We start from the raw sequence: 19968 nt of genomic DNA, 5'->3' as shown, positions 1-19968 counted from the left end.
ACATCCGCGACGCCGCAAGCGGGCGACGGCGCCTTCGAGCCCGCGTTCAGCGGCGACGACCTCGACCGGCTGCTGAAGCGCCGCGGCCCGGGGGCCCGCGTCGCGGCCGTCATGACGATGGGCGCCCTGCACGAGGGGCACGCGAGCCTGATCCGCGCGGCCCGCGCCCATGTGGGGCGGGCCGGCTTCGTGGTGGCGACGGTCTTCGTCAACCCGCTCCAGTTCGGCGCGGGCGAGGACCTCGACCGCTATCCGCGCACCCTCGAAGCCGACCTGCGCACGGCGCGCGACGCGGGCGCCGACACGGTGTTCGCGCCCGCGGTCGACGAGGTGTACCCGGGCGGCGACCCGCAGGTCACCATCGCGGCGGGCCCCATGGGCGGCCGCCTCGAAGGCGCAAGCCGCCCCGGCCACTTCGACGGGATGCTCACCGTCGTCGCCAAGCTGCTCCACCTGACCGCGCCCGACGCCGCGTTCTTCGGCCAGAAGGACGCCCAGCAGCTCGCGCTGATCCGCCGCATGGTCCGCGACCTGAACTTCCCCGTCGAGATCGTCGGCGTGCCGACCGTACGGGAGGACGACGGCCTCGCGCTCTCCAGCCGCAACCGCTACCTCACCCCGGCCGACCGGCGCACCGCGCTGCTGCTGTCCAGGGCGCTGTTCGCGGCGCGCGACCGGCTCGCGGCGCAGCACGCGCTGCGGGCGCGCGCCGCGTCCGCGCCCGGCTCGGACGCCCGCGCCGCCGGGCTCTCCGCGCTCGGCGAGGCGCGCCTCGCGGCGGACGCGCACGCCGTCGCCCGCGCCGCGGGGTCCGGCGGGGCCGCCGCCTCCACCGGTGCCGACGCCGTACGGGCCGCCGCGCTCGCCGTGCTCGACGTGGGCGAGCGCGCCGACCCGCCGCTGTACCTCGACTACCTGGCGCTGGTCGACCCCGCCGACTTCACCGAGGTGCCCGACGACTTCACGGGCGAGGCGGTGCTCGCCGTCGCGGCGCGGGTCGGCTCGACCCGGCTGATCGACAACATCCCCCTGACCTTCGGAGCGACCGGCAGATGAACACCGCATCCGGAGGGCTCGGACTCGCTGCCCCCGCGCCCGGCTGGTCGATCGGCGCCGACGTCGTCGTGGTGGGTTCCGGCGTCGCCGGTCTCACGGCCGCGCTGCGCTGCACCGCAGCCGGGCTGCGCACGGTCGTCGTGACGAAGGCGCGCCTCGACGACGGCTCCACGCGCTGGGCGCAGGGCGGCATCGCCGCCGCGCTCGGCGAGGGCGACACCCCGGGGCAGCACCTCGACGACACGCTCGTCGCGGGCGCGGGACTGTGCGACGAGGAGGCCGTGCGGGCGCTGGTCACCGAGGGTGCGCCGGCCGTGCGGCGGCTGATCGAGGCGGGCGCCGAGTTCGACAGGACGGCGGACGGCGCGCTCCAGCTCACCCGCGAGGGCGGCCACCACAGGCGCCGTATCGCGCACGCGGGCGGTGACGCGACGGGCGTGGAGGTGGCCCGCGCGCTCGGCGCAGCGGTGCGGGAGGCCGCGGTGCGCACGGTCGAGAACGCGCTCGTGCTCGACCTCCTCAAGGACGCCGCGGGCCGCACCGCAGGCGTCACCCTGCACGTCATGGGCGAGGGCCTGCACGACGGGGTGGGCGCGGTCCTCGCGCCCGCCGTCGTCCTGGCGACCGGCGGCATGGGCCAGGTGTTCGCCGCGACGACCAACCCGGCCGTGTCGACGGGTGACGGCGTCGCGCTCGCGCTGCGTGCGGGCGCCGAGGTGTCCGACATCGAGTTCGTCCAGTTCCACCCGACGGTGCTGTTCCTCGGCGCCGGCGCCGAGGGTCGCCAGCCGCTGGTCTCCGAGGCGGTACGGGGCGAGGGCGCGCACCTCGTCGACGCCGCGGGCGTCCGCTTCATGCTGGGGCAGCACGAGCTGGCCGAGCTGGCGCCGCGCGACATCGTCGCCAAGGCGATCATGCGCAGGATGCGGGAGCGGGGCGCCGAGCACATGTACCTGGACGCGCGCCACTTCGGCCGCGCCATGTGGGAGACCCGCTTCCCGACGATCCTCGCGGCCTGCCGGGCGCACGGCATCGACCCGGTGTCCGAGCCGGTCCCGGTGGCGCCCGCCGCGCACTACGCCTCCGGCGGCGTACGCACCGACCTGCGCGGGCGCACCGGCGTCCCCGGCCTGTACGCGTGCGGCGAGGTCGCCTGCACGGGCGTGCACGGCGCGAACCGCCTCGCGTCGAACTCGCTGCTCGAAGGGCTGGTCTTCGCCGAGCGGATCGCCGACGACGTGGCGGCCGCGCACCGCGCAGGGGCCGCGCCCGCCCACGCCCCGCAGGGCGAGGGCTCCGCCGCTGTGGTCCCGCTCGTCGACCCCGCGGCCCGTGTCCGCATCCAGCGGATCATGTCGGCGGGCGCAGGGGTCCTCAGGTCCGCCGAGGGCCTGCGCGGGGCGGCCGAGGCGCTCGACGCGGTGCAGCCGGGCCCCGTACGGCCGGATCCCGTACGGCCCGACGCGGTACGGCCCGACCTCGTACGGCCCGACGCGGCGCGGCCCGCGAAGGCGGCGGAGCCTGGGGTGGAGGCGTGGGAGACCACCAACCTCCTCGCCGTCGCCCGCGCGCTGGTCGCCGCCGCGCGGCTGCGCGAGGAGACGCGCGGCTGCCACTGGCGGGAGGACTTCCCCGACCGCGACGACGACCGCTGGCGCCGCCACCTCGTTCTCGGCCTCGGCCCTGACGCGTCGCTCACGGTCGCCGCCACCGACACCGAGGCCCTCGACCGGGGGCCCGGCAGCACACCACGCCCCGAGCAGGACCGTTCCCAGGGAGCAGCCACGTGAGCACGCCAGAAGACACCCCGCGTCCCGAGCCGGTGGCCGTGCCGCTGATCCACATCGGGGCGCCCGCGGCCGACAGCTGCGGCCCCGACGGCTGCGCCTGCGCGGAGCCCGAGGACCTGGAGTGCGGGCTCGACCCCGCGCTCGCCGCGCTCCTCGCCGACCTGGGGCTCGACCCCGTACAGGTCGAGGACGTGGCGCACGTCGCGGTCCAGGAGGACCTGGACGGCGGGGTCGACGTGACAACGGTCGCGACCGTGCCGGAGAAGGCCGTGGCCACCGGCGACTTCACCGCACGCGAGGACGGCGTGGTGGCGGGCCTGCACGTGGCCGAGGCCGTGCTCTGCGTGGTCTGCGCCGACGACTTCGAGGTCGAGCGGCATGTGGCGGACGGCGACCGGGTGGCGGCCGGGCAGAAGCTGCTCAGCGTCACCGGCCGCGCCCGCGACCTGCTGACCGCCGAGCGCAGCGCGCTCAACATCCTGTGCAGGCTCTCCGGCATCGCGACCGCGACCCGCCGCTGGGCCGACGCGCTCGAAGGCACCGGGGCGAAGGTCCGCGACACCCGCAAGACCACGCCGGGGCTGCGGGCGCTGGAGAAGTACGCGGTGCGCTGCGGCGGCGGCGTCAACCACCGCATGTCCCTCTCGGACGCGGCGCTGGTCAAGGACAACCACGTGGTGGCGGCCGGCGGGGTGGCGGAGGCGTTCGCCGCCGTGCGGGGGCAGTTCCCCGACCTCGCCATCGAGGTGGAGGTCGACACGCTGCACCAGCTGCGCGACGTGCTCGACGCGGGCGCCGACCTGATCCTGCTCGACAATTTCACCCCCGAGGAGACCTCGGAGGCCGTCGGCATCGTGGGCGGCCGCGCGCTCCTGGAGTCGTCGGGCCGCCTCGCCCTCGACAACGCGCGGGCGTACGCGGAGACCGGCGTCGACTTCCTCGCGGTGGGCGCGCTCACGCACTCCTCGCGCATCCTCGACATCGGCCTCGACCTGCGCGAGGCCGACGAGACCGGCGAGGCCGACGAGACCGGCGCGACCGACCACGCCGACGCGGCCGACCACGCCGACGAGAAAGAGACGGGCGCCTGATGCTGCTGACCATCGACGTCGGCAACACCCACACGGTGCTCGGCCTCTTCGACGGCGAGGAGATCGTCGAGCACTGGCGTATCTCCACGGACGCGCGCCGCACGGCGGACGAGCTCGCGGTGCTGCTCCAGGGCCTGATGGGCATGCACCCGCTGCTCGGCGTCGAGCTGGGGGAGGGCATCGAGGGCATCGCGATCTGCTCGACGGTGCCCTCGGTCCTGCACGAGTTGCGCGAGGTGACGCGCCGCTACTACGGGGACGTGCCCGCGGTGCTGGTCGAGCCCGGCATCAAGACGGGCGTGCCGATCCTGATGGACAACCCCAAGGAGGTCGGCGCCGACCGCATCATCAACGCGGTCGCCGCCGTCGACCTCTACGGCGGCCCGGCGATCGTGGTCGACTTCGGCACGGCGACGACGTTCGACGCGGTCAGCGCGCGCGGCGAGTACGCGGGCGGGGTGATCGCGCCCGGCATCGAGATCTCGGTCGAGGCGCTGGGCGTCAAGGGCGCGCAGCTGCGCAAGATCGAGCTGGCGAGGCCGCGCAGCGTGATCGGCAAGAACACCGTGGAGGCCATGCAGGCGGGCATCGTCTACGGCTTCGCGGGCCAGGTCGACGGCGTCGTCGCCCGCATGGCGCGCGAGCTGGCGGAGGACCCGGACGACGTCACGGTCATCGCCACCGGCGGCCTCGCCCCGATGGTCCTCGGCGAAGCCGCCGCCATCGACGAGCACGAGCCCTGGCTCACCCTGATCGGCCTGCGCCTCGTCTACGAGCGCAACGTCTCCCGCAGGTAGCTCCCGCAGGTGGCTCCGGCCGGGCCGCGCCCCGGGACGCCATTCCCGACGCGTGGCTATTTCGCGTGATTTGTCCGGCTTGGCGCGTAAGGTCGGTCCATGCCCACGCCATACGGACCCCGAGGCGGCATGGCGTTCGGTGCGGACGAGCTGCGAGTGCTCCGAAGCGCCCTGGCCGCCGTCCTGCACCCCGCCCAGATCTCGGACGAGGACGTCCGGGCCTGCCTCTCGCTGGCCGAGTCCGTGGACGAGGCCGCCAGGGAGGCAGGCCGGCTGCGCGCGTTCCTCCTCGCCGACCTGGCCCGCTACCGGGCCGCGCTGCCCGGCTCGGCCGCCGGCTACCTGGAGCTCCTCCAGGACGCCCTCGCGGCCGCCTACGTGCCCGTCCCCGACGACCTCGCGGCGCTGCGCGCCCTGCGCGGCAACGCCGTCGCCGCCGCGCTGCTCGAACGCTGCGGGCGGGTCGCCGAGCGCTCCGTACGGGAGCGGCTCGCCGGCCGCCCCGCCGCTGCCGCCGCGCCCCCCGCGCAGCGCACCCGCCTGCTGACGCTGGTCGGCGCGGCGCCGGGCGACGGCAAGGACAAGCCGGGCCCGCGCAAGCCCGCGCCCGCCAAGTCGCCCGGCGGGCGGCCGGTGCCGAAGCCCTCCGAGGTCTTCCCGCCGCGCAGGAAGCCGGCGCCGTCCACCCCGCCGCCCCCGCCGAGGGAGCGCGCCGCCGGGTAGCTAGTCTGGACGGCATGGACTACGTATCCGCGCTCGTGCCCCCCGTGGTGATGGCGGCCTTCTTCGTCTTCCTCGTACGGCTGATCATCAAGACCCAGGGCGGGCCGAACAAGGGCAAGGAGGACGCGGCCGTCGACGCCGCCATCGCGCGCGCCGAGGCCGCTGCCGCCGCCCGCGCCGCCGACCCGGAGGCGCGCGGCGCCTGACGCGCCGCTGCCGCGCCCGGCGGCCCAGGCCGCCGCACCCCGCGTCGAAGGGCGCACGGCACCCGTGGCCGTGCGCCCTTTTCGCTGCCCAAATATGCGACCTTTCGGGCATTGCGGACTAGGGTAGGGCGCGTGCCCCGTCAATTGGGAGACCTCGAAGACGCCGTGATGACGCGCGTCTGGCAATGGAACCGCCCGGTCACCGTCAGGGAAGTACTCGAAGACCTCCAGCGTGAACGCTCCATCGCGTACACGACCGTGATGACGGTAATGGACAATCTCCATCAGAAGGGCTGGGTGCGCAGGGAAGTCGAGGGCCGCGCCTATCGATATAGGGCGGTGTCGACGCGCGCCGCCTACGCGGCGGCCCTCATGAACGAAGCGTGGTCCAAGAGCGACAACCGGGCCGCGGCGCTCGTCGCCTTCTTCGGCATGATGTCGCCCGAGCAACGGCAGTCGCTCGAAGACGCCGTCCGTATCGTTCAGGGCGGCGGGGACGAGTCGGCGCGGAACGCCGAAGGGGCCGCGGGCGCTCCCGGAGAACCGCCGCCTTCCGCACCGCCTTCCGCGCGGTCTTCCGCACCGGCTTCCGCGCCGCCGCGCTCCGACGACTGACGGGGTGCCGGTGCCGCTTAGGGGCAGGGGCGATAGCGTCCCGTTCATGTCTTCCCCGCGGCACCTCCTCCAGGACGATCCCGACCCCGATCCCGAGAGCCGTAATGGCGTCACCGTGCGGCGCGCCAGGACGCGCGACGTCGCGGCGCTGCGCCGTCTCGTGGGCCGTTACGCGGGCGCCGGCATCCTCCTCGACAAAGCCCCTGTGACGCTTTACGAGGACATCCAGGAGTTCTGGGTCGCACAACGCGCGGCCGACGGCGAGGTCATCGGCTGCGGCGCCCTCCACCCCCTGTGGGAAGACCTCGCGGAAGTGCGCACTCTCGCCGTGGACCCTTCGGCGAAGGGCGCGGGAGTAGGGCACACCTTGCTGGCGAAGCTGCTGGAAGCGGCGCGCGAGCTCGGCGTCAGCCGGGTTTTCTGCCTGACCTTCGAAGTCGACTTCTTCACCAGGCACGGGTTCGTGGAGATCGATGGGACACCTGTCGACGGAGATGTGTACAGAGAGCTGCTGCGTTCCTATGACGAGGGCGTGGCCGAGTTCCTCGGTCTCGAACGGGTGAAGCCGAACACCCTGGGCAACAGCCGCATGCTTCTGCACCTGTGACGCACCGGAAGGCACCCGCGAAGATGTCCGGCGGAGCGTGGGAAGATGTCCGAATCGCGTGCGTTTCCCGTTTGCCGGGCCACTGAACCTCTCCCGGGGGTTTGTGTTTTCCAGAGAAAAGGGGTTTCCTTTCCGCGTACCGCATTTTCGAGGAAAGGAAAACCGGTGGCACAGAAGGTTCAGGTCCTTCTTGTCGACGACCTCGACGGGGGCGAGGCGGACGAGACCGTCACGTTCGCGCTCGACGGCAAGACGTACGAGATCGACCTCACGACCGCCAATGCCGAGAAGCTGCGCGGCCTCCTCGACCCGTACACCAAGAGCGGGCGCCGCACCGGCGGCCGCGGCGCGGCGGGACGCGGCAAGGGGCGCGCCGTCACCGGCGGCAACAAGGACACCGCGGAAATCCGCAAGTGGGCCAAGGACAACGGCTACAGCGTGAACGACAGGGGCCGCGTTCCCGCGGAGATCCGCGAGGCCTACGAGAAGGCCAACGGCTGACGATTCGCACCCGCGCCCGCGGCAATTCCGCGTGCGAGTCCGCGAGCGAGACGGACCCGGTGGCACTCCGCTGCCGCCGCGTCCAGGAGCCGTACGAGATCGGGGGCATCCCCACCGCTGCCCCCGGTGCCGGTCTCCACTGCGCCGGTGCCACCGCACAACCGCAGCGTCGGCAGTCCGGACGGCGTACACCGCGCCGGTCCTGGGGGCCGCAGCCACACGGCGGCCCCCTGCGCGGCGCGTACGGGCCACCGCGGAGGCAGGGGCGCGGGAAGGCTCCGCCCCGCACCGAGGGCGTCGAGATCCAGGTCGATACCGCCCCACTCCAGCCAGTCGAGCAGCCCCGGCACCTCGTCCGCGCTGCCGGGCGCGAGCAGCAGCCACATCCTGGCCCGGTCGGCGCTGATCGCCACCGGTCCCGACACGGGGCGCGCAGGGGCGTCGGACCCCGGGCCGCGCAGCCGGTCCAGCCGGTCGACCACCGTGCGCCCCGCCTGCGCCGGCAGTTCGAGCGCGTCGAACGCGACGCCCGTCGCCAGCGCCACCCCGCCTCGGTGCCCGCCGCGCACCACGGGCCAGCCGAGCACCTCCGCGTAGTACGCGGCGATCCGCTCGGGGGTGGCGGCCGCGTCCGCCCCAGGACCCCGCGCCGGGTCCTGGGCGCGCCCCTGCGCGGGGCCGTGGGGGAGGGGGCCGCGGGGGCCGGGCAGGATGGTCGCCATGAACGGCCAACGGCCGGGCAGTCGTACCGGTTACGGCGGGTTCGCCCGCACTCACCCTGTGTGGCACGGCGTTCGAGCGCCGGCCGCGCCGGTGTTCGCCCGTAGCTGAGGGGAGGGGGCTCTCCGGCATGGACTGTCGGTACGGGCGGGTAAGACTTCCCTTGTGGGGAGGGGCGCCACGCGGGCCCGGCATCTCCCGTTCGCCATGGGCGTACTGATGGCGGCGGTATCTGCTTGGCCTGGGGGAACATCGTCTCGCACCATCGGGTTGGAGCGTTCGTCAGTCGTTCATGAGGAACGCTGGTCCCCGCGGATGCGGGGATGGACCCGAGCGGTCCCCGCTTGCGGGACTAAGCTGCGGAAGGACAGAGAGGGGACCGACCCCTTTTACTGCCTGACCGCTCTGAGGAGCGATAACGATGTTCGAGAGGTTCACCGACCGCGCGCGGCGGGTTGTCGTCCTGGCACAGGAAGAAGCCCGGATGCTCAACCACAACTACATCGGCACCGAGCACATCCTCCTGGGCCTGATCCACGAGGGTGAGGGTGTCGCCGCTAAGGCCCTGGAGAGCCTCGGGATTTCGCTCGAGGCGGTCCGCCAGCAGGTCGAGGAGATCATCGGCCAGGGCCAGCAGGCCCCGTCCGGCCACATCCCCTTCACCCCCCGTGCGAAGAAGGTCCTGGAGCTCTCGCTCCGCGAGGCCCTTCAGCTGGGCCACAACTACATCGGCACCGAGCACATCCTGCTCGGCCTGATCCGCGAGGGCGAGGGCGTCGCCGCCCAGGTCCTCGTGAAGCTGGGCGCCGATCTCAACCGGGTGCGGCAGCAGGTCATCCAGCTGCTCTCCGGCTACCAGACGAAGGAGTCCGCCACCGCAGGCGGCCCGCAGGAGGGCACGCCCTCCACGTCGCTCGTCCTCGACCAGTTCGGCCGCAACCTCACCCAGGCGGCCCGCGAGTCCAAGCTCGACCCGGTCATCGGGCGCGAGAAGGAGATCGAGCGGGTCATGCAGGTGCTGTCCCGCCGCACCAAGAACAACCCGGTGCTCATCGGCGAGCCCGGCGTCGGCAAGACCGCCGTCGTCGAGGGCCTCGCGCAGGCCATCGTCAAGGGCGAGGTGCCCGAGACCCTCAAGGACAAGCACCTCTACACCCTGGACCTCGGCGCGCTGGTCGCGGGCTCCCGCTACCGCGGTGACTTCGAGGAGCGCCTGAAGAAGGTCCTCAAGGAGATCCGCACCCGCGGCGACATCATCCTGTTCATCGACGAGCTCCACACCCTGGTGGGTGCGGGCGCCGCCGAGGGCGCGATCGACGCCGCCAGCATCCTCAAGCCGATGCTGGCCCGCGGTGAGCTCCAGACCATCGGCGCGACGACGCTTGAGGAGTACCGGAAGTACCTGGAGAAGGACGCGGCCCTGGAGCGCCGCTTCCAGCCCATCCAGGTCGCCGAGCCCTCGCTGCCGCACACCATCGAGATCCTCAAGGGTCTGCGCGACCGGTACGAGGCGCACCACCGCGTCTCCATCACCGACTCGGCGCTGGTCGCCGCCGCCACCCTGGCCGACCGCTACATCTCGGACCGCTTCCTGCCGGACAAGGCGATCGACCTGATCGACGAGGCCGGCTCCCGGATGCGCATCCGCCGGATGACCGCGCCGCCGGACCTGCGCGAGTTCGACGAGAAGATCGCCGGCGTGCGCAGGGAGAAGGAGTCGGCGATCGACTCCCAGGACTTCGAGAAGGCGGCTTCGCTCCGTGACAAGGAGAAGCAGCTGCTCGCGGCGAAGACCAAGCGGGAGAAGGAGTGGAAGGCCGGCGACATGGACGTCGTCGCCGAGGTCGACGAGGACCTGATCGCCGAGGTCCTGGCCACCGCCACGGGCATCCCGGTCTTCAAGCTGACCGAGGAGGAGTCCTCGCGGCTGCTGCGCATGGAGGACGAGCTGCACAAGCGCGTCATCGGCCAGGTGGACGCCGTCAAGGCGCTCTCCCGGGCGATCCGGCGCACGCGGGCCGGCCTGAAGGACCCGAAGCGCCCCGGCGGCTCGTTCATCTTCGCGGGCCCGTCCGGTGTCGGTAAGACCGAGCTGTCCAAGGCGCTCGCCGAGTTCCTCTTCGGCGACGAGGACGCGCTCATCTCGCTCGACATGTCGGAGTTCAGCGAGAAGCACACGGTCTCCCGCCTCTTCGGCTCGCCCCCCGGATACGTCGGCTACGAGGAGGGCGGCCAGCTCACCGAGAAGGTGCGCAGGAAGCCGTTCTCCGTGGTCCTCTTCGACGAGGTCGAGAAGGCCCACCCGGACATCTTCAACTCCCTGTTGCAGATCCTGGAGGACGGTCGCCTGACCGACTCCCAGGGCCGGGTCGTGGACTTCAAGAACACGGTCATCATCATGACGACCAACCTCGGCACGCGGGACATCTCGAAGGGCTTCAACCTGGGCTTCGCGGCGCAGGGCGACACGAAGACGAACTACGAGCGGATGAAGGCGAAGGTCAGCGAGGAGCTGAAGCAGCACTTCCGCCCCGAGTTCCTCAACCGTGTCGACGAGGTCATCGTCTTCCCGCAGCTCACCCAGGAGGACATCCTGGAGATCGTGGACCTCAGGGTCCGCGAGATGGACGAGCGGCTCAAGGACCGGGACATGGGCATCGAGCTCAGCCAGGCCGCCAAGCAGCTGCTCGCCGACAAGGGCTACGACCCCGTGATGGGTGCACGGCCGCTGCGCAGGACCATCCAGCGCGAGGTCGAGGACGCCCTGTCGGAGAAGATCCTCTTCGGCGAGCTGCGCCCCGGCCACATCGTGGTCGTGGACACGGAGGGCGAGGGCGACGACCGGAAGTTCACCTTCCGTGGTGAGGAGAAGTCGGCGCTGCCGGACGCTCCCCCCATCGAGCAGGCGGCGGGCGGCGGCCCGAACCTGACGAAGGAAGCGTGAGCGTTCGCGCGTAGCCGCGCACGCACCCCTGGGGCCGGGCCCCGGACCACACGGTCCGGGGCCCGGCCCTTTTCCCTGCCCGCCTGCCCCGGGGGCTGGGTGGCCCGTGAGCGCCCCTCGGCGCACGGGCGCCGCCCGGGCCCGCGCGCGGTCCCGGGCGGGCGTGAGCCGTGCGGACGGCCCCAGCGCGTCGTACGGGGGCGTACGGGCCCCGCTGCGGCCGACCCCCTCGCCCGGGGGCCCGGGGCCAGTGGCCCCGTCGGCTCTGGGCGGCTCCTCGCCCCGCGGGCCCTCAGCGGGCGGCACCCGCGCCCGCGGGCGCCCAGAGGCCCTCGCGGGGCGGGCGCGGGGCAGGGCGCGCGGGGGGCTTCAAAGGGCCCTTGGGGGGAGGGCGTTGGTCCTGAAACGGACGGGCGTCCGGCCCGGTGGGCGTGACAAGCCGCACAGGCCGTTCGCGGCCTACTACGCCGCCTCGTCGGAATACCGGGTAGGTGACAATTCAATTGACCGTTTTGCTGCGATAAGTACCGAGGAAAGCGGCTTGTCCGCTGCCGTCAAGGGACTTTCGACCCCACCCCGCCTACGAGTCGATGTCGTAGATGAGGCATTTGGGGCGGGATGGCCGGCCGGGTTACCAAGGTGTGGCAAGCCCGGTGCAGGAGCGCCGGGTCCGTTCATGCCCGGAGGTTTTCCGTATGTCGCAGCGCTCGAAGTCCCGCACCCCGCTCACCGCCGTCCGTCGTGGTCGCGTCGCCGTCGTGGCCGCAGGACTCGGGGTGTCGATGGTGGCAGGGGCCGGGGCCGCGTTCGCCGCGACCGGCGACGCGGGCGCCCAGGCTCCCGCAGGCACCCACCAGACCGCCGCGGTGGCGGCCGCCGCCGTCCACCACCAGGCCGACGCCCAGGCGAAGGCCGCACACGCCGAGCAGGCCAAGGCCGCGAAGGCGAAGGCCGTGAAGGTCGCCGCGGCGAAGAAGGCCGCGTCCTGGATCGACCCCGTCACGCACTACAAGCTGACCGCGGGCTTCGACGACTCCGGCAGCCACTGGGTCCACAAGCACTCGGGCCAGGACTACGCCGTACCGATCGGCACCGCCGTCCACGCCGTGCACACCGGCACGGTCGTCAAGGCGGGCCCGCACGGCGCCGGCGACGGCGACGCGTACGGCAACGCCATCGTGATCCGGCACTCCGACGGCAAGTACTCGCAGTACGCGCACCTCTCCAGGGTCGAGGTGCACGTCGGCGAGAACGTGAAGACCGGCGAGGAGATCGCGAAGTCCGGCAACACCGGCAACACCACCGGGCCGCACCTGCACTTCGAGATCCGCAACACGCCGGACTACGGCTCCGCCATCAACCCCGTCACGTTCCTGCGCGGCCTCGGCGTCACGGTCTGACCCGGCGGGACGAGCCACCCGGTCCGACCCCACCGGCCCCCTCCCCCCGGGCCGTGCGGACCGGGAAGCCGCCGCGCCGCCCCGGCAGCCCCCGCCGGGCGGCGGTCAGGCGCCCTGGCCCCGGCCTCCTTCGTGGGCCGCGGCCAGCAGGTCGAAGGAGACTTCGAGGAGAGCGTCGTACTTCTCCTCGTCGTCTCCTTCGACGTCTTTCAGCGCGAACATCCCCGCGTGCAGCGAGAGCAGTGCCGTCGTGATGCGCACCCGGTCCGCGAGCGAGGGGTCCGGGGTGAGCAGCAGGCCCACCGTCGCCTCGACCCGCGAGCGGAACGTCTCGCCCACGCGCAGGTCCCGCAGCTCGGCCTGGTTCTCCTGGACGAAGCGGAACAGCCGCGACGAGTCCTTGAGCTGCTCCACGTAGCGCCGCAGGAACTCCTTCTTCGTCTCCAGCGCGTTCGGCTGGGCCTCGCCCCACGCGATCAGCGCGTCGAGCGGCTCCGCACGGTCGGCGAACAGGCCGACGAGGATGTCTTCCTTGGTCTTGAAGTGGTAGTACAGGGCCGCCTTGGTGACATCGAGCCGCTCGGCGATCTCCCGCAGGGACGTCTTCTCGTAGCCGCGCTCGACGAACAGGTCGAGGGCGACGTCCTGGATCCGCTGCCGGGTGTCTCCCCGGCGCTGGGTGCCCGTGCTGGCCATGGCGCGCTCTCGTCTCTCGCTCGTGCGGACGGCGCAAGGCCGGCCCGCTGTCGTCCGCACCCATTGTACGTACTAGCCGGGCGGCAAGTAAGGGCGTCGGGAAGTACTACGGGACGCGGGCCACGCCGGCGAGGCTGTCGGCCGTCCCGTCCTCGGGCGGCGGCGTGTTCTTGTACCAGAGCGGCGCGGCGACGAGCCCGGGTGCCACCAGTTCGAGCCCGGCGAAGAAGCGGCCGGTCTCCGCGCGGGCGCGGCCGTACGGGATGACGTGGCGCCGGTACGAGGCGGCCGCGCGCGCCGCCTCCGCGCCGTCCGCCGCCTTGGGCGCGGCGGGCGGGGTGCCGTGCGAGAGGGCGACATAGCTGCCCGACGGCAGGGCGCCCACCAGGGCGCGCACGAGGCCGTGGGGGTCGTCCTGGTCCGGCAGGAAATGCAGCAGGGCGATGAGCGAGAGCGCGAGGGGCCGCCCGAAGTCCAGCAGCTCGCGTGCGCGTGCCAGCAGCGCCGCCGGGTCGCGCAGGTCGGCCCTGAGGTAGTCCGTCGCGCCCTGCGGGGCGCTGATCAGGTGGGCCGCCGCGTGCCACAGGACGAGCGGGTCCCGGTCGGTGTAGACGACGCGGCAGGCCGGATTGACGCGCTGGACGATCTGGTGGAGGTTCGGCTCGGTCGGTATGCCGCTGCCGACGTCGAGGTACTGGTCGATGCCGATGCTCGCCAGCCATCCCACCGCGCGGTGCATGAAGGCCCGGTCCTGCCTGGCCGCCCTCGCCGCCCGCGCGGGAAGCTCTCCCGCTGCCCTGCGGTCGGCCAGGTAGTTGTCGCGGCCGCCCAGCAGGAAGTCGTGGACACGCGCAGGGTGGGGTCTGCTGACGTCGACCGGAGGCTTGGAATATGCCATTGGCCCAGTCTGGCACAGGGGGGCCAAGTCACCTACAGGCGCAGTGAGTTGACGTTCAGTCAGGCGCGCGCCGACCCGCGCGCCCCGGTGCGGCCGCCCGCGCTCAGGACCGCTCGGGGAGGGTGACCACGGGGAAGCTGCCCGTGGCCGTCGGGGCGTGCTCGGGCAGCCACAGCACGGCCACCGCGCCCTCGGTCCCGTCCGCCCCCGCGTTCCTGAAGGTGAGGCGAGCGCCCAGGACACGGGCCTGGCCCGCCGCGATCGTCAGGCCCAGGCCGTGCCCCTGGCCCGCACGGTCGGACGCGCCCGTACGGAAGCGGCTCGGCCCCTCCCGCAGCAGCGCCTCGGGGAAGCCGGGGCCGTGGTCCCGCACCCGTACCACCCGCTCCTCCACGCTCACCTCCACCGGCGAGCCGCCGTGCTTCCTCGCGTTCGCCAGCAGATTGCCGAGGATGCGTTCGAGCCTGCGCGGGTCCGTGCTCACCCACGACTCGCGCAGGACGGCCACCTCGGCCTCGGGGTCGACCGCACGCACCCGCCGCTCCACGAACTCGCCGAGCGCGATCTCCTGGAGCTCGGCGCGCTCGGACGCGCTGTCGAGGCGCGCCACCTCCAGCACGTCCTCCACCAGCGTGCGCATCGCCTGCGCCCGGTCGCGCACCAGCTCGCTCGGGCGCCCGGGCGGCAGCAGCTCGGCCGCCGTGAGCAGGCCGGTGACGGGCGTGCGCAGCTCGTGCGCGATGTCCGCCGTGACCCGGCGCTCCGCCTCGATGCGCTCGCCGAGCGCGTCGGTGAGCGCGTCGACGGCCCGCGCGAGCTCGTCGGTCTCGTCCCGTACGACCCCGCCTATGGCGGTGCGCACCCGCACGTCCGTGTTGCCCTGCGCGACCCGGCCCGCAGCCGCCGCGGCCTTGCGCAGCCTGCGGGATATCTGCCCGCCGATCAGCACCCCGAGCGCCGAGCCGCCGACGACCACGGCGGCCGAGCCCACCAGCAGGGCGCGGTCCAGGTCCTCGATGATGGTGGTGGAGCGCTCGGCGAGGCGGCTGTGGCTGGAGAGGACCGTGCCGTTGCCGAGCGGCACCGCGGCCCAGATGTCCGGCACGCCGCCGCCCTCGACCAGGGTGGCCCTGCGCCCCTCCTTGGTCTTCTCGCGCAGCTGCGCGGGCAGCCCCGGGTCGTTGATCTTCGTGCCGAACTTGGCCTCCTTGGTGGTGTCGTACATCCGCTCGGCGAACAGCGTCTGCGAGAGCTGCACCTCGCGGGCGTTGTCGAGCATCGAGACCCGGGCGGCGTTGTGCACGACAAGGCTCAGCGCCACCGCGATCAGGGCGCCGACCGCGGCGATCGCGATGCTGATCTTCCACCGGATGCCGGTGCGCAGAGCGAGCCGCCTCATGGGGCCGGCCTGCACCCGGCGCGTGCGCGGCGGGCGGGGCGGGGGGCGCGTGCGCGGCTCTTCGTCACGGGCATGGCCGTCCTCGTACCCTCACGCCCGCAGCTTGTAGCCGAAGCCGCGCACCGTCTCGATGCGGTCCTGGCCGATCTTGGCGCGCAGCCGCTGGACGTGCACGTCCACCACCCGGGTGTCGCCGCCCCAGTCGTACTCCCAGACGCGTTCGAGCAGCCGGTCGCGGGAGAGCACCGTGCCGGGCGAGGAGGAGAACTCAAGCAGCAGCCGCATCTCGGTCGGCGTCAGCGCGACCGGGGCGCCCGCCCTGCGCACCTCCATGCCCTCCGTGTCGACCGCGAGATCGCCGAAGGCCAGCACCCCGGGGCGGCCGCCGCCGCGCTCGCCCGCAGGCTCGCCCGCCGCCCCGCGCCCCGCGCCCGCCGCGTGGCCGAAGCGGCGCAGCACCGCCCGGATGCGGGCGACGAGCACCGCGCCGTCGAACGGCTTGGTGACGTAGTCGTCGGCGCCCGCTTCGAGGCCGAGGACCACGTCGATGGAGTCGGCGCGCGCCGAGAGCATGATCACCGGGACGGTGGACTCGTCGCGGATGCGGCGGCACAGGCTGACCCCGTCGAGGCCGGGCACCATCACGTCGAGCAGCGCGATGTCGGGCCGGTCGGCGCGGAACGCCGCAAGGCCCGAGAGCCCGTCGGGCACCGCGGTCACCGCGAAGCCGTCGCGTTCGAGCGCCAGCTGGGTGGCCTCGCGGATGACGTCGTCGTCCTCGACGAACAGCACATGGGTGTCGGCCATCCCCTTGCTCTCAGCCTCTCTGCGGTGGTGCGGGCGGTGCGGGCGGTGCCTCTCGGGCGGGCGGTGCGGCTATTCGGAGGCGGACGCGGTGGCGTCCGGCGCGGGCGCGCTCAGGTCGTCGTCGCCGTCCGTGGACTTGCTGTACGTGTTGCGTACCCGGTAGCGCACGGCGAACTTCGACTTCGACCAGTCGTACGTCACGACGTCCTCGCCGGACGGGCTGGAGACCGAGTCACCCTTCGCGTAGACCTGCTGCGTCACGACCAGTTCGCCCCTGTCTATGGTCGCGTAGACGGAGGGCTCCTCGGCGGTGAAGACGTTCTCGTACCGTCCGGGGAGCGGCTCGGCCTGCCGGGGCGGGGTGTCCGCGGGGAAGCCGCCGTCCGCCGCCGAGGGGGTGGCCGCGGGCGGCGTGCCGTCCGCGGCCGTGGCCGCCAGGCCGGAGGAGGCAGGGGCGCCGTCCGTCGCGCGGTAGACGTACGTGCCGATGCCGATGGAGTCCGCGCAGGTCGTCACGTTGATCACGATGTCGGGCCGGGAGCCGCCCGTGAGGTTCCCGTACGACGTGTTGACCGGGTACGAGTCCGAGCCGCACGGCTTGAGCGTCTGCTTGACCCGCTCGCTGACCTGCGGATCGGCCCGCAGCAGCGCCACCGGGTCGACATCGGCGCGCCGCTGCTTCGGCGTCTCGGTCGGGGTGGGCATGGTGCGCTCGACCGGCGCGGGCACCGCGGGGCCCTCGTCGCGCATGCCGGTGCCGCCCGAGGAGCAGCCCCCGGCGAGCAGCCCGATGGTGGCGAGGCCCGCGAGACCGGCCGCCGTGGAGCCGCCGGCCGCGAGCACCCGGGCGGCGCGGCGGCGCGCACGGCCCGGCCGGGGGGCCGGCCCCGCGACCGCCGCGGATCTGCCCCTGCCGTCGCCGTCGCCGCCGTCCCCGTCCAGGGACGGCCTGTGGGACCTCAGGCCACGCACCTCTGCCGCCCCCGCTCCTCGTCAGGATCCTCGCACCGGCCCGTACGCCGGCTCTCCGCACGCTCCCAGGACCTGGCGTCGGCCTCCCGGCTCTCCAGTTCCTCCCGGAGCCTGGCCAGGGCACGGTGCAGTGTGCTTTTCACGGTACCCGGGGACATGCCGAGCGCGGCAGCGGTCTCCTCGGTGCTCATCTGCTCCCAGTGCCGCAGCACGACCACGCTGCGCTGCTTCGGCGCGAGCACCGACAGCACGTCCATCAGCAGCGCACGGTCGGCGCGCTGCTCCGCGCCGTCCTCGACGCTCGCCTCGGGCAGCTCCTCGGTGGGCACCTCTTCGAGCTTGCGCGCCCGCCACCACTCGGTCCGTGTGTTGATCATGACGCGGCGCAGGTACGCGTCGGCGAGCGACTTGTCGGCGATGCCGTCCCAGCGGCGGTACGTGCGGGCCAGCGCGGTCTGGAGCAGGTCCTGCGCGTCGACGGGGTCGGGCACAAGACGCCGGGCGCTGCGCAGCAGGGCGTCCTGCCGGGTCCGCACGTACTCCTCGAACTCGAGCACCTCACCGACGTACGCCATGCCTGACCGCCTCCGACCCCGTGTTGCCCCGCGCGCTGTGCGCGTTCGCCACAGAACCTATGAAGCCCGTGTCACGGGGCTGTCCGCGTCGCCCGTAGGCGGACGCACGGCTGTCCATCGGTTGTGTAACGGGACGACATATCGGGCGCGTCGGCGGGCGGCAGGGCCCGCGGTGCGTGCCGGGGCGTCAGCCGAGGGGGAGGCGGTAGCGGCCCCCTTCGAGGGGTTCGACCAGGCCGTCGGCGACCAGCCCGTCCAGAGCGCGGGCGCGCTGCACGGGCTCGTGCCACGCGGTGTCGAGGTGCTGCTGGGGGACCGGGTCCGTGGCCTCGCGCAGCAGCGCGAGCAGCCTGCCGCGCACCTGGCGGTCGGTGCCCGCATAGGTCTGGCCGCGGCGGGCGGGCCCGTCGTGCGCGGGCTTGCCGGCGAGGCGCCAGGCGCAGGAGACGGCGAGCGGGCACGCCCCACACGTCTCGTTCTTGGCGGTGCACACCAGCGCGCCGAGCTCCATGGAGGCGGCGGCCCAGCGTGCGGCCGTGGCCTCGTCGTCGGGCAGCAGCACCCGGGCGAGCCTGCGCTCCGCCGCCGTGGTCGCGTTGGGCGGGTACTGCACACCGGTCACGGCGCGGGCGAGCACCCGGCGCACGTTGGTGTCGAGGACCGCGTGCCGCTGCCCGTACGCGAACGACGCGACGGCCGCTGCCGTGTACTCCCCGACGCCCGGCAGCGCGAGCAGCTGCGCGTGGTCGCGCGGCACCTCGCCGCCGTAGCGCTCCGCCATGGCGCGGGCCGCCGCGTGCAGGCGCAGCGCGCGGCGCGGGTAGCCCAGCCTGCCCCAGGCGCGCACCGCCTCGCCCGGCGCCTCGGCGGCCAGGTCGGCGGGGCGCGGCCAGCGCGCCAGCCACTGCTCGTACACGGGCAGGACACGGCTCACGGGGGTCTGCTGGAGCATGAACTCGCTGACCATGACCCCCCAGGCGCCGGCCTCCCGGCGGCGCCATGGCAGGTCGCGGGCGTGGGTGTCGAACCAGGAGATGACCGGGGCGTGCAGCGCCGCGGGGTTCTGTTCTGTGGCAGTCATGACAGCACCGATGGTCGCATGCCGCGCCGTGCGGACGTGCGGCAACGCCACCGTGATGATCATCCGTAAAACTTGCGGGAGGAGCGGCATGTGGGGCCTGAGTTGGCCCTGATCTCTCGTAGAGTTTGGCGCGTGGGTTCTCTGCGCAATCCTGTCGGGCCGCTTCCCTCCTCGATCTACTGGCGACGGAGGTCCGTGGCCGCCGCCCTGATCGTGCTGGTCGCCGTGCTGGTCGCCTGGATCGTCACCGCAGGCGGCGGGGGCGCCAAGAAGCACGACGACCGCGGCGGCGGACCCGCGCCCGCGACGTCGATCACACCGGGCCCGAGCGGCTCGGGGCCCGCGATCAGCCAGGAGCCCGGCGGACGCGACAGCTCGGGCGGCGGTGGTTCTGACGGTGCGTCGGGCGGCTCCGGTTCCTCCTCCGCGGGCTCGGGCTCTGCGGGGTCTTCGGGCTCATCGGGGTCTGCGGGCTCCTCGGGCTCGGGCGACGACGCCGGGAAGAACGGGGACGGCGGCGGCGCCGCGGGCTCCGGCGGGACCGGCGGCTCCGCGGGCGGCGCGGCGGCGGGCGGCGCGGCGGCCCGCCAGGTGCCGGTGGGCTCAGCGCTGCCGACCTGCTCGCGCAGTGCGCTGAAGGTCGCGCTCGACAGCACCGAGGCGGCGTACGAGCCGGACGAGAAGCCGCAGTTCAAGCTGGTGGTGACGAACGGCTCCGGCACCGACTGCAAGGCCGACCTGGGCCCGAAGGCCGTGGTCCTGACGATCACCGACACCGACGACGACCAGATCTGGACGTCCAAGGACTGCCCGAAGACGGCGCACGCGTACTTCGAGATCCCCGCGCACGCCACCGTCACGCGCACCCTGACCTGGGACCGCAGGCACTCCACCACCAAGTGCTCGGCCGCCGCACCGCCCGCGGCGGGCGCCGGCACCTACCTGGCGCAGATCACCTCGGGCGTCGCCACCGTCCCGCGGGCCCAGTCCCAGAAGTCGGTGCGGCTGGAACAGGACTGACGGGCCTGACGCACCGTCAGTTCCAGGTGCGCTCGCGCTCCGGGAGCGCCCGCCCGGCGCGCCGGACGTA

General features: G+C 73.5%; 20 protein-coding genes. 12 read left to right on the top strand and 8 right to left on the bottom strand.

The window, feature by feature from the left end; translation table 11 throughout:
* The first annotated feature begins 69 nt into the window (after positions 1-69).
* The 9 genes from panC to AB0910_RS28485 all read left to right on the top strand — a co-directional run bounded on the left by panC (position 70) and on the right by AB0910_RS28485 (position 7386).
* Complete coding sequence (panC, locus tag AB0910_RS28525; RefSeq protein WP_366747556.1) at positions 70-1056, top strand: pantoate--beta-alanine ligase; 987 nt, start codon at positions 70-72, stop codon at positions 1054-1056.
* Entirely contained in the window at positions 1053-2846 is a 1794-nt protein-coding gene (locus tag AB0910_RS28520) for an L-aspartate oxidase (protein WP_366747533.1), read from the top strand. Before panC ends, AB0910_RS28520 begins: the two co-directional genes overlap by 4 nt.
* Positions 2843-3937: a carboxylating nicotinate-nucleotide diphosphorylase gene (gene nadC, locus AB0910_RS28515; RefSeq protein WP_366747532.1), complete on the top strand. Its 1095-nt coding sequence runs from the start codon at positions 2843-2845 to the stop codon at positions 3935-3937. Before AB0910_RS28520 ends, nadC begins: the two co-directional genes overlap by 4 nt.
* The gene (locus AB0910_RS28510; RefSeq protein WP_366747531.1) at positions 3937-4734 is read left to right on the top strand and encodes a type III pantothenate kinase; all 798 of its coding nucleotides are present in this window, start codon (positions 3937-3939) and stop codon (positions 4732-4734) included. The genes nadC and AB0910_RS28510 overlap by 1 nt, the downstream gene beginning before the upstream one ends.
* A 129-nt stretch (positions 4735-4863) precedes the next feature.
* Entirely contained in the window at positions 4864-5457 is a 594-nt protein-coding gene (locus tag AB0910_RS28505) for a hypothetical protein (RefSeq protein WP_366747555.1), read from the top strand.
* Between the two features lie 14 nt (positions 5458-5471).
* Positions 5472-5663: a hypothetical protein gene (locus tag AB0910_RS28500; protein ID WP_366747530.1), complete on the top strand. Its 192-nt coding sequence runs from the start codon at positions 5472-5474 to the stop codon at positions 5661-5663.
* A 132-nt stretch (positions 5664-5795) separates the two neighbouring features.
* Positions 5796-6278, top strand: a complete 483-nt coding sequence (locus AB0910_RS28495; RefSeq protein ID WP_366747529.1) for a BlaI/MecI/CopY family transcriptional regulator — start codon at positions 5796-5798, stop codon at positions 6276-6278.
* A 46-nt stretch (positions 6279-6324) separates the two neighbouring features.
* A complete protein-coding gene (locus AB0910_RS28490) occupies positions 6325-6885 on the top strand; it encodes an amino-acid N-acetyltransferase (RefSeq protein WP_366747528.1) in 561 nt (186 codons plus the stop codon).
* A gap of 165 nt (positions 6886-7050) precedes the next feature.
* Positions 7051-7386: an Lsr2 family protein gene (locus AB0910_RS28485; protein ID WP_345649694.1), complete on the top strand. Its 336-nt coding sequence runs from the start codon at positions 7051-7053 to the stop codon at positions 7384-7386.
* Here AB0910_RS28485 and AB0910_RS28480 read toward each other — a convergent pair.
* Positions 7365-8108: an SCO3374 family protein gene (locus AB0910_RS28480; protein WP_366747527.1), complete on the bottom strand. Its 744-nt coding sequence runs from the start codon at positions 8106-8108 to the stop codon at positions 7365-7367. The genes AB0910_RS28485 and AB0910_RS28480 overlap by 22 nt on opposite strands.
* 419 nt (positions 8109-8527) lie before the next feature.
* On the opposite strand from AB0910_RS28480, the gene AB0910_RS28475 reads away from it, so the two are divergent.
* Together AB0910_RS28475 and AB0910_RS28470 are read left to right on the top strand one after the other, a co-directional pair.
* Entirely contained in the window at positions 8528-11050 is a 2523-nt protein-coding gene (locus AB0910_RS28475) for an ATP-dependent Clp protease ATP-binding subunit (RefSeq protein WP_345649700.1), read from the top strand.
* A gap of 695 nt (positions 11051-11745) precedes the next feature.
* Positions 11746-12450: a M23 family metallopeptidase gene (locus AB0910_RS28470; protein WP_366747526.1), complete on the top strand. Its 705-nt coding sequence runs from the start codon at positions 11746-11748 to the stop codon at positions 12448-12450.
* 105 nt (positions 12451-12555) lie between these two features.
* On the opposite strand, the gene AB0910_RS28465 is transcribed toward AB0910_RS28470, so the two are convergent.
* From AB0910_RS28465 to AB0910_RS28435, 7 genes are all read right to left on the bottom strand, one after another.
* Positions 12556-13146 carry a TetR/AcrR family transcriptional regulator gene (locus AB0910_RS28465; RefSeq protein ID WP_366747525.1) on the bottom strand — a complete coding sequence of 197 codons (591 nt, stop codon included), beginning with the start codon at positions 13144-13146 and terminating at the stop codon, positions 12556-12558.
* Between the two features lie 106 nt (positions 13147-13252).
* Positions 13253-14044 (bottom strand): SAM-dependent methyltransferase, encoded by a 792-nt coding sequence (locus tag AB0910_RS28460; RefSeq protein ID WP_366747524.1) that lies wholly within the window; start codon positions 14042-14044, stop codon positions 13253-13255.
* A gap of 103 nt (positions 14045-14147) precedes the next feature.
* On the bottom strand, positions 14148-15443 hold the full coding sequence (gene cseC / locus AB0910_RS28455) for a two-component system sensor histidine kinase CseC (protein WP_366747523.1): 1296 nt from the start codon (positions 15441-15443) through the stop codon (positions 14148-14150).
* Positions 15444-15533: 90 nt separating this feature from the next.
* Positions 15534-16250, bottom strand: a complete 717-nt coding sequence (gene cseB / locus AB0910_RS28450; protein ID WP_366747522.1) for a two-component system response regulator CseB — start codon at positions 16248-16250, stop codon at positions 15534-15536.
* Positions 16251-16319: 69 nt separating this feature from the next.
* A complete protein-coding gene (locus tag AB0910_RS28445) occupies positions 16320-17222 on the bottom strand; it encodes a hypothetical protein (RefSeq protein WP_366747521.1) in 903 nt (300 codons plus the stop codon).
* Positions 17210-17797: a SigE family RNA polymerase sigma factor gene (locus AB0910_RS28440; RefSeq protein ID WP_366747520.1), complete on the bottom strand. Its 588-nt coding sequence runs from the start codon at positions 17795-17797 to the stop codon at positions 17210-17212. The genes AB0910_RS28445 and AB0910_RS28440 overlap by 13 nt, the downstream gene beginning before the upstream one ends.
* 187 nt (positions 17798-17984) lie before the next feature.
* Positions 17985-18878 carry an A/G-specific adenine glycosylase gene (locus tag AB0910_RS28435; protein WP_366747519.1) on the bottom strand — a complete coding sequence of 298 codons (894 nt, stop codon included), beginning with the start codon at positions 18876-18878 and terminating at the stop codon, positions 17985-17987.
* A gap of 132 nt (positions 18879-19010) precedes the next feature.
* On the opposite strand from AB0910_RS28435, the gene AB0910_RS28430 reads away from it, so the two are divergent.
* Entirely contained in the window at positions 19011-19898 is an 888-nt protein-coding gene (locus AB0910_RS28430) for a hypothetical protein (protein WP_366747518.1), read from the top strand.
* The last annotated feature ends 70 nt before the right edge of the window (positions 19899-19968 follow it).

The sequence above is a fragment of the Streptomyces sp. NPDC047002 genome (genome assembly GCF_040704505.1).
Taxonomy (GTDB): domain Bacteria; phylum Actinomycetota; class Actinomycetes; order Streptomycetales; family Streptomycetaceae; genus Streptomyces.
The sequence above is the reverse complement of the archived record's forward strand: the minus strand, read 5'-3'. Positions and strand labels throughout refer to the sequence as shown.

What these genes read in the sequence shown, in the direction of transcription:
- AB0910_RS28500 (WP_366747530.1), top strand. Translation starts at nt 5,472, where the DNA reads ATGGACTACGTATCCGCGCTCGTGCCCCCCGTGGTGATGGCGGCCTTC.
- AB0910_RS28520 (WP_366747533.1), top strand. Translation starts at nt 1,053, where the DNA reads ATGAACACCGCATCCGGAGGGCTCGGACTCGCTGCCCCCGCGCCCGGC.
- AB0910_RS28505 (WP_366747555.1), top strand. Translation starts at nt 4,864, where the DNA reads ATGGCGTTCGGTGCGGACGAGCTGCGAGTGCTCCGAAGCGCCCTGGCC.
- cseB (WP_366747522.1), bottom strand. Translation starts at nt 16,250, where the DNA reads ATGGCCGACACCCATGTGCTGTTCGTCGAGGACGACGACGTCATCCGC.
- AB0910_RS28490 (WP_366747528.1), top strand. Translation starts at nt 6,325, where the DNA reads ATGTCTTCCCCGCGGCACCTCCTCCAGGACGATCCCGACCCCGATCCC.
- AB0910_RS28460 (WP_366747524.1), bottom strand. Translation starts at nt 14,044, where the DNA reads ATGGCATATTCCAAGCCTCCGGTCGACGTCAGCAGACCCCACCCTGCG.
- AB0910_RS28435 (WP_366747519.1), bottom strand. Translation starts at nt 18,878, where the DNA reads ATGACTGCCACAGAACAGAACCCCGCGGCGCTGCACGCCCCGGTCATC.
- cseC (WP_366747523.1), bottom strand. Translation starts at nt 15,443, where the DNA reads ATGAGGCGGCTCGCTCTGCGCACCGGCATCCGGTGGAAGATCAGCATC.
- AB0910_RS28440 (WP_366747520.1), bottom strand. Translation starts at nt 17,797, where the DNA reads ATGGCGTACGTCGGTGAGGTGCTCGAGTTCGAGGAGTACGTGCGGACC.
- AB0910_RS28475 (WP_345649700.1), top strand. Translation starts at nt 8,528, where the DNA reads ATGTTCGAGAGGTTCACCGACCGCGCGCGGCGGGTTGTCGTCCTGGCA.
- AB0910_RS28470 (WP_366747526.1), top strand. Translation starts at nt 11,746, where the DNA reads ATGTCGCAGCGCTCGAAGTCCCGCACCCCGCTCACCGCCGTCCGTCGT.
- AB0910_RS28480 (WP_366747527.1), bottom strand. Translation starts at nt 8,108, where the DNA reads ATGGCGACCATCCTGCCCGGCCCCCGCGGCCCCCTCCCCCACGGCCCC.
- AB0910_RS28465 (WP_366747525.1), bottom strand. Translation starts at nt 13,146, where the DNA reads ATGGCCAGCACGGGCACCCAGCGCCGGGGAGACACCCGGCAGCGGATC.
- AB0910_RS28510 (WP_366747531.1), top strand. Translation starts at nt 3,937, where the DNA reads ATGCTGCTGACCATCGACGTCGGCAACACCCACACGGTGCTCGGCCTC.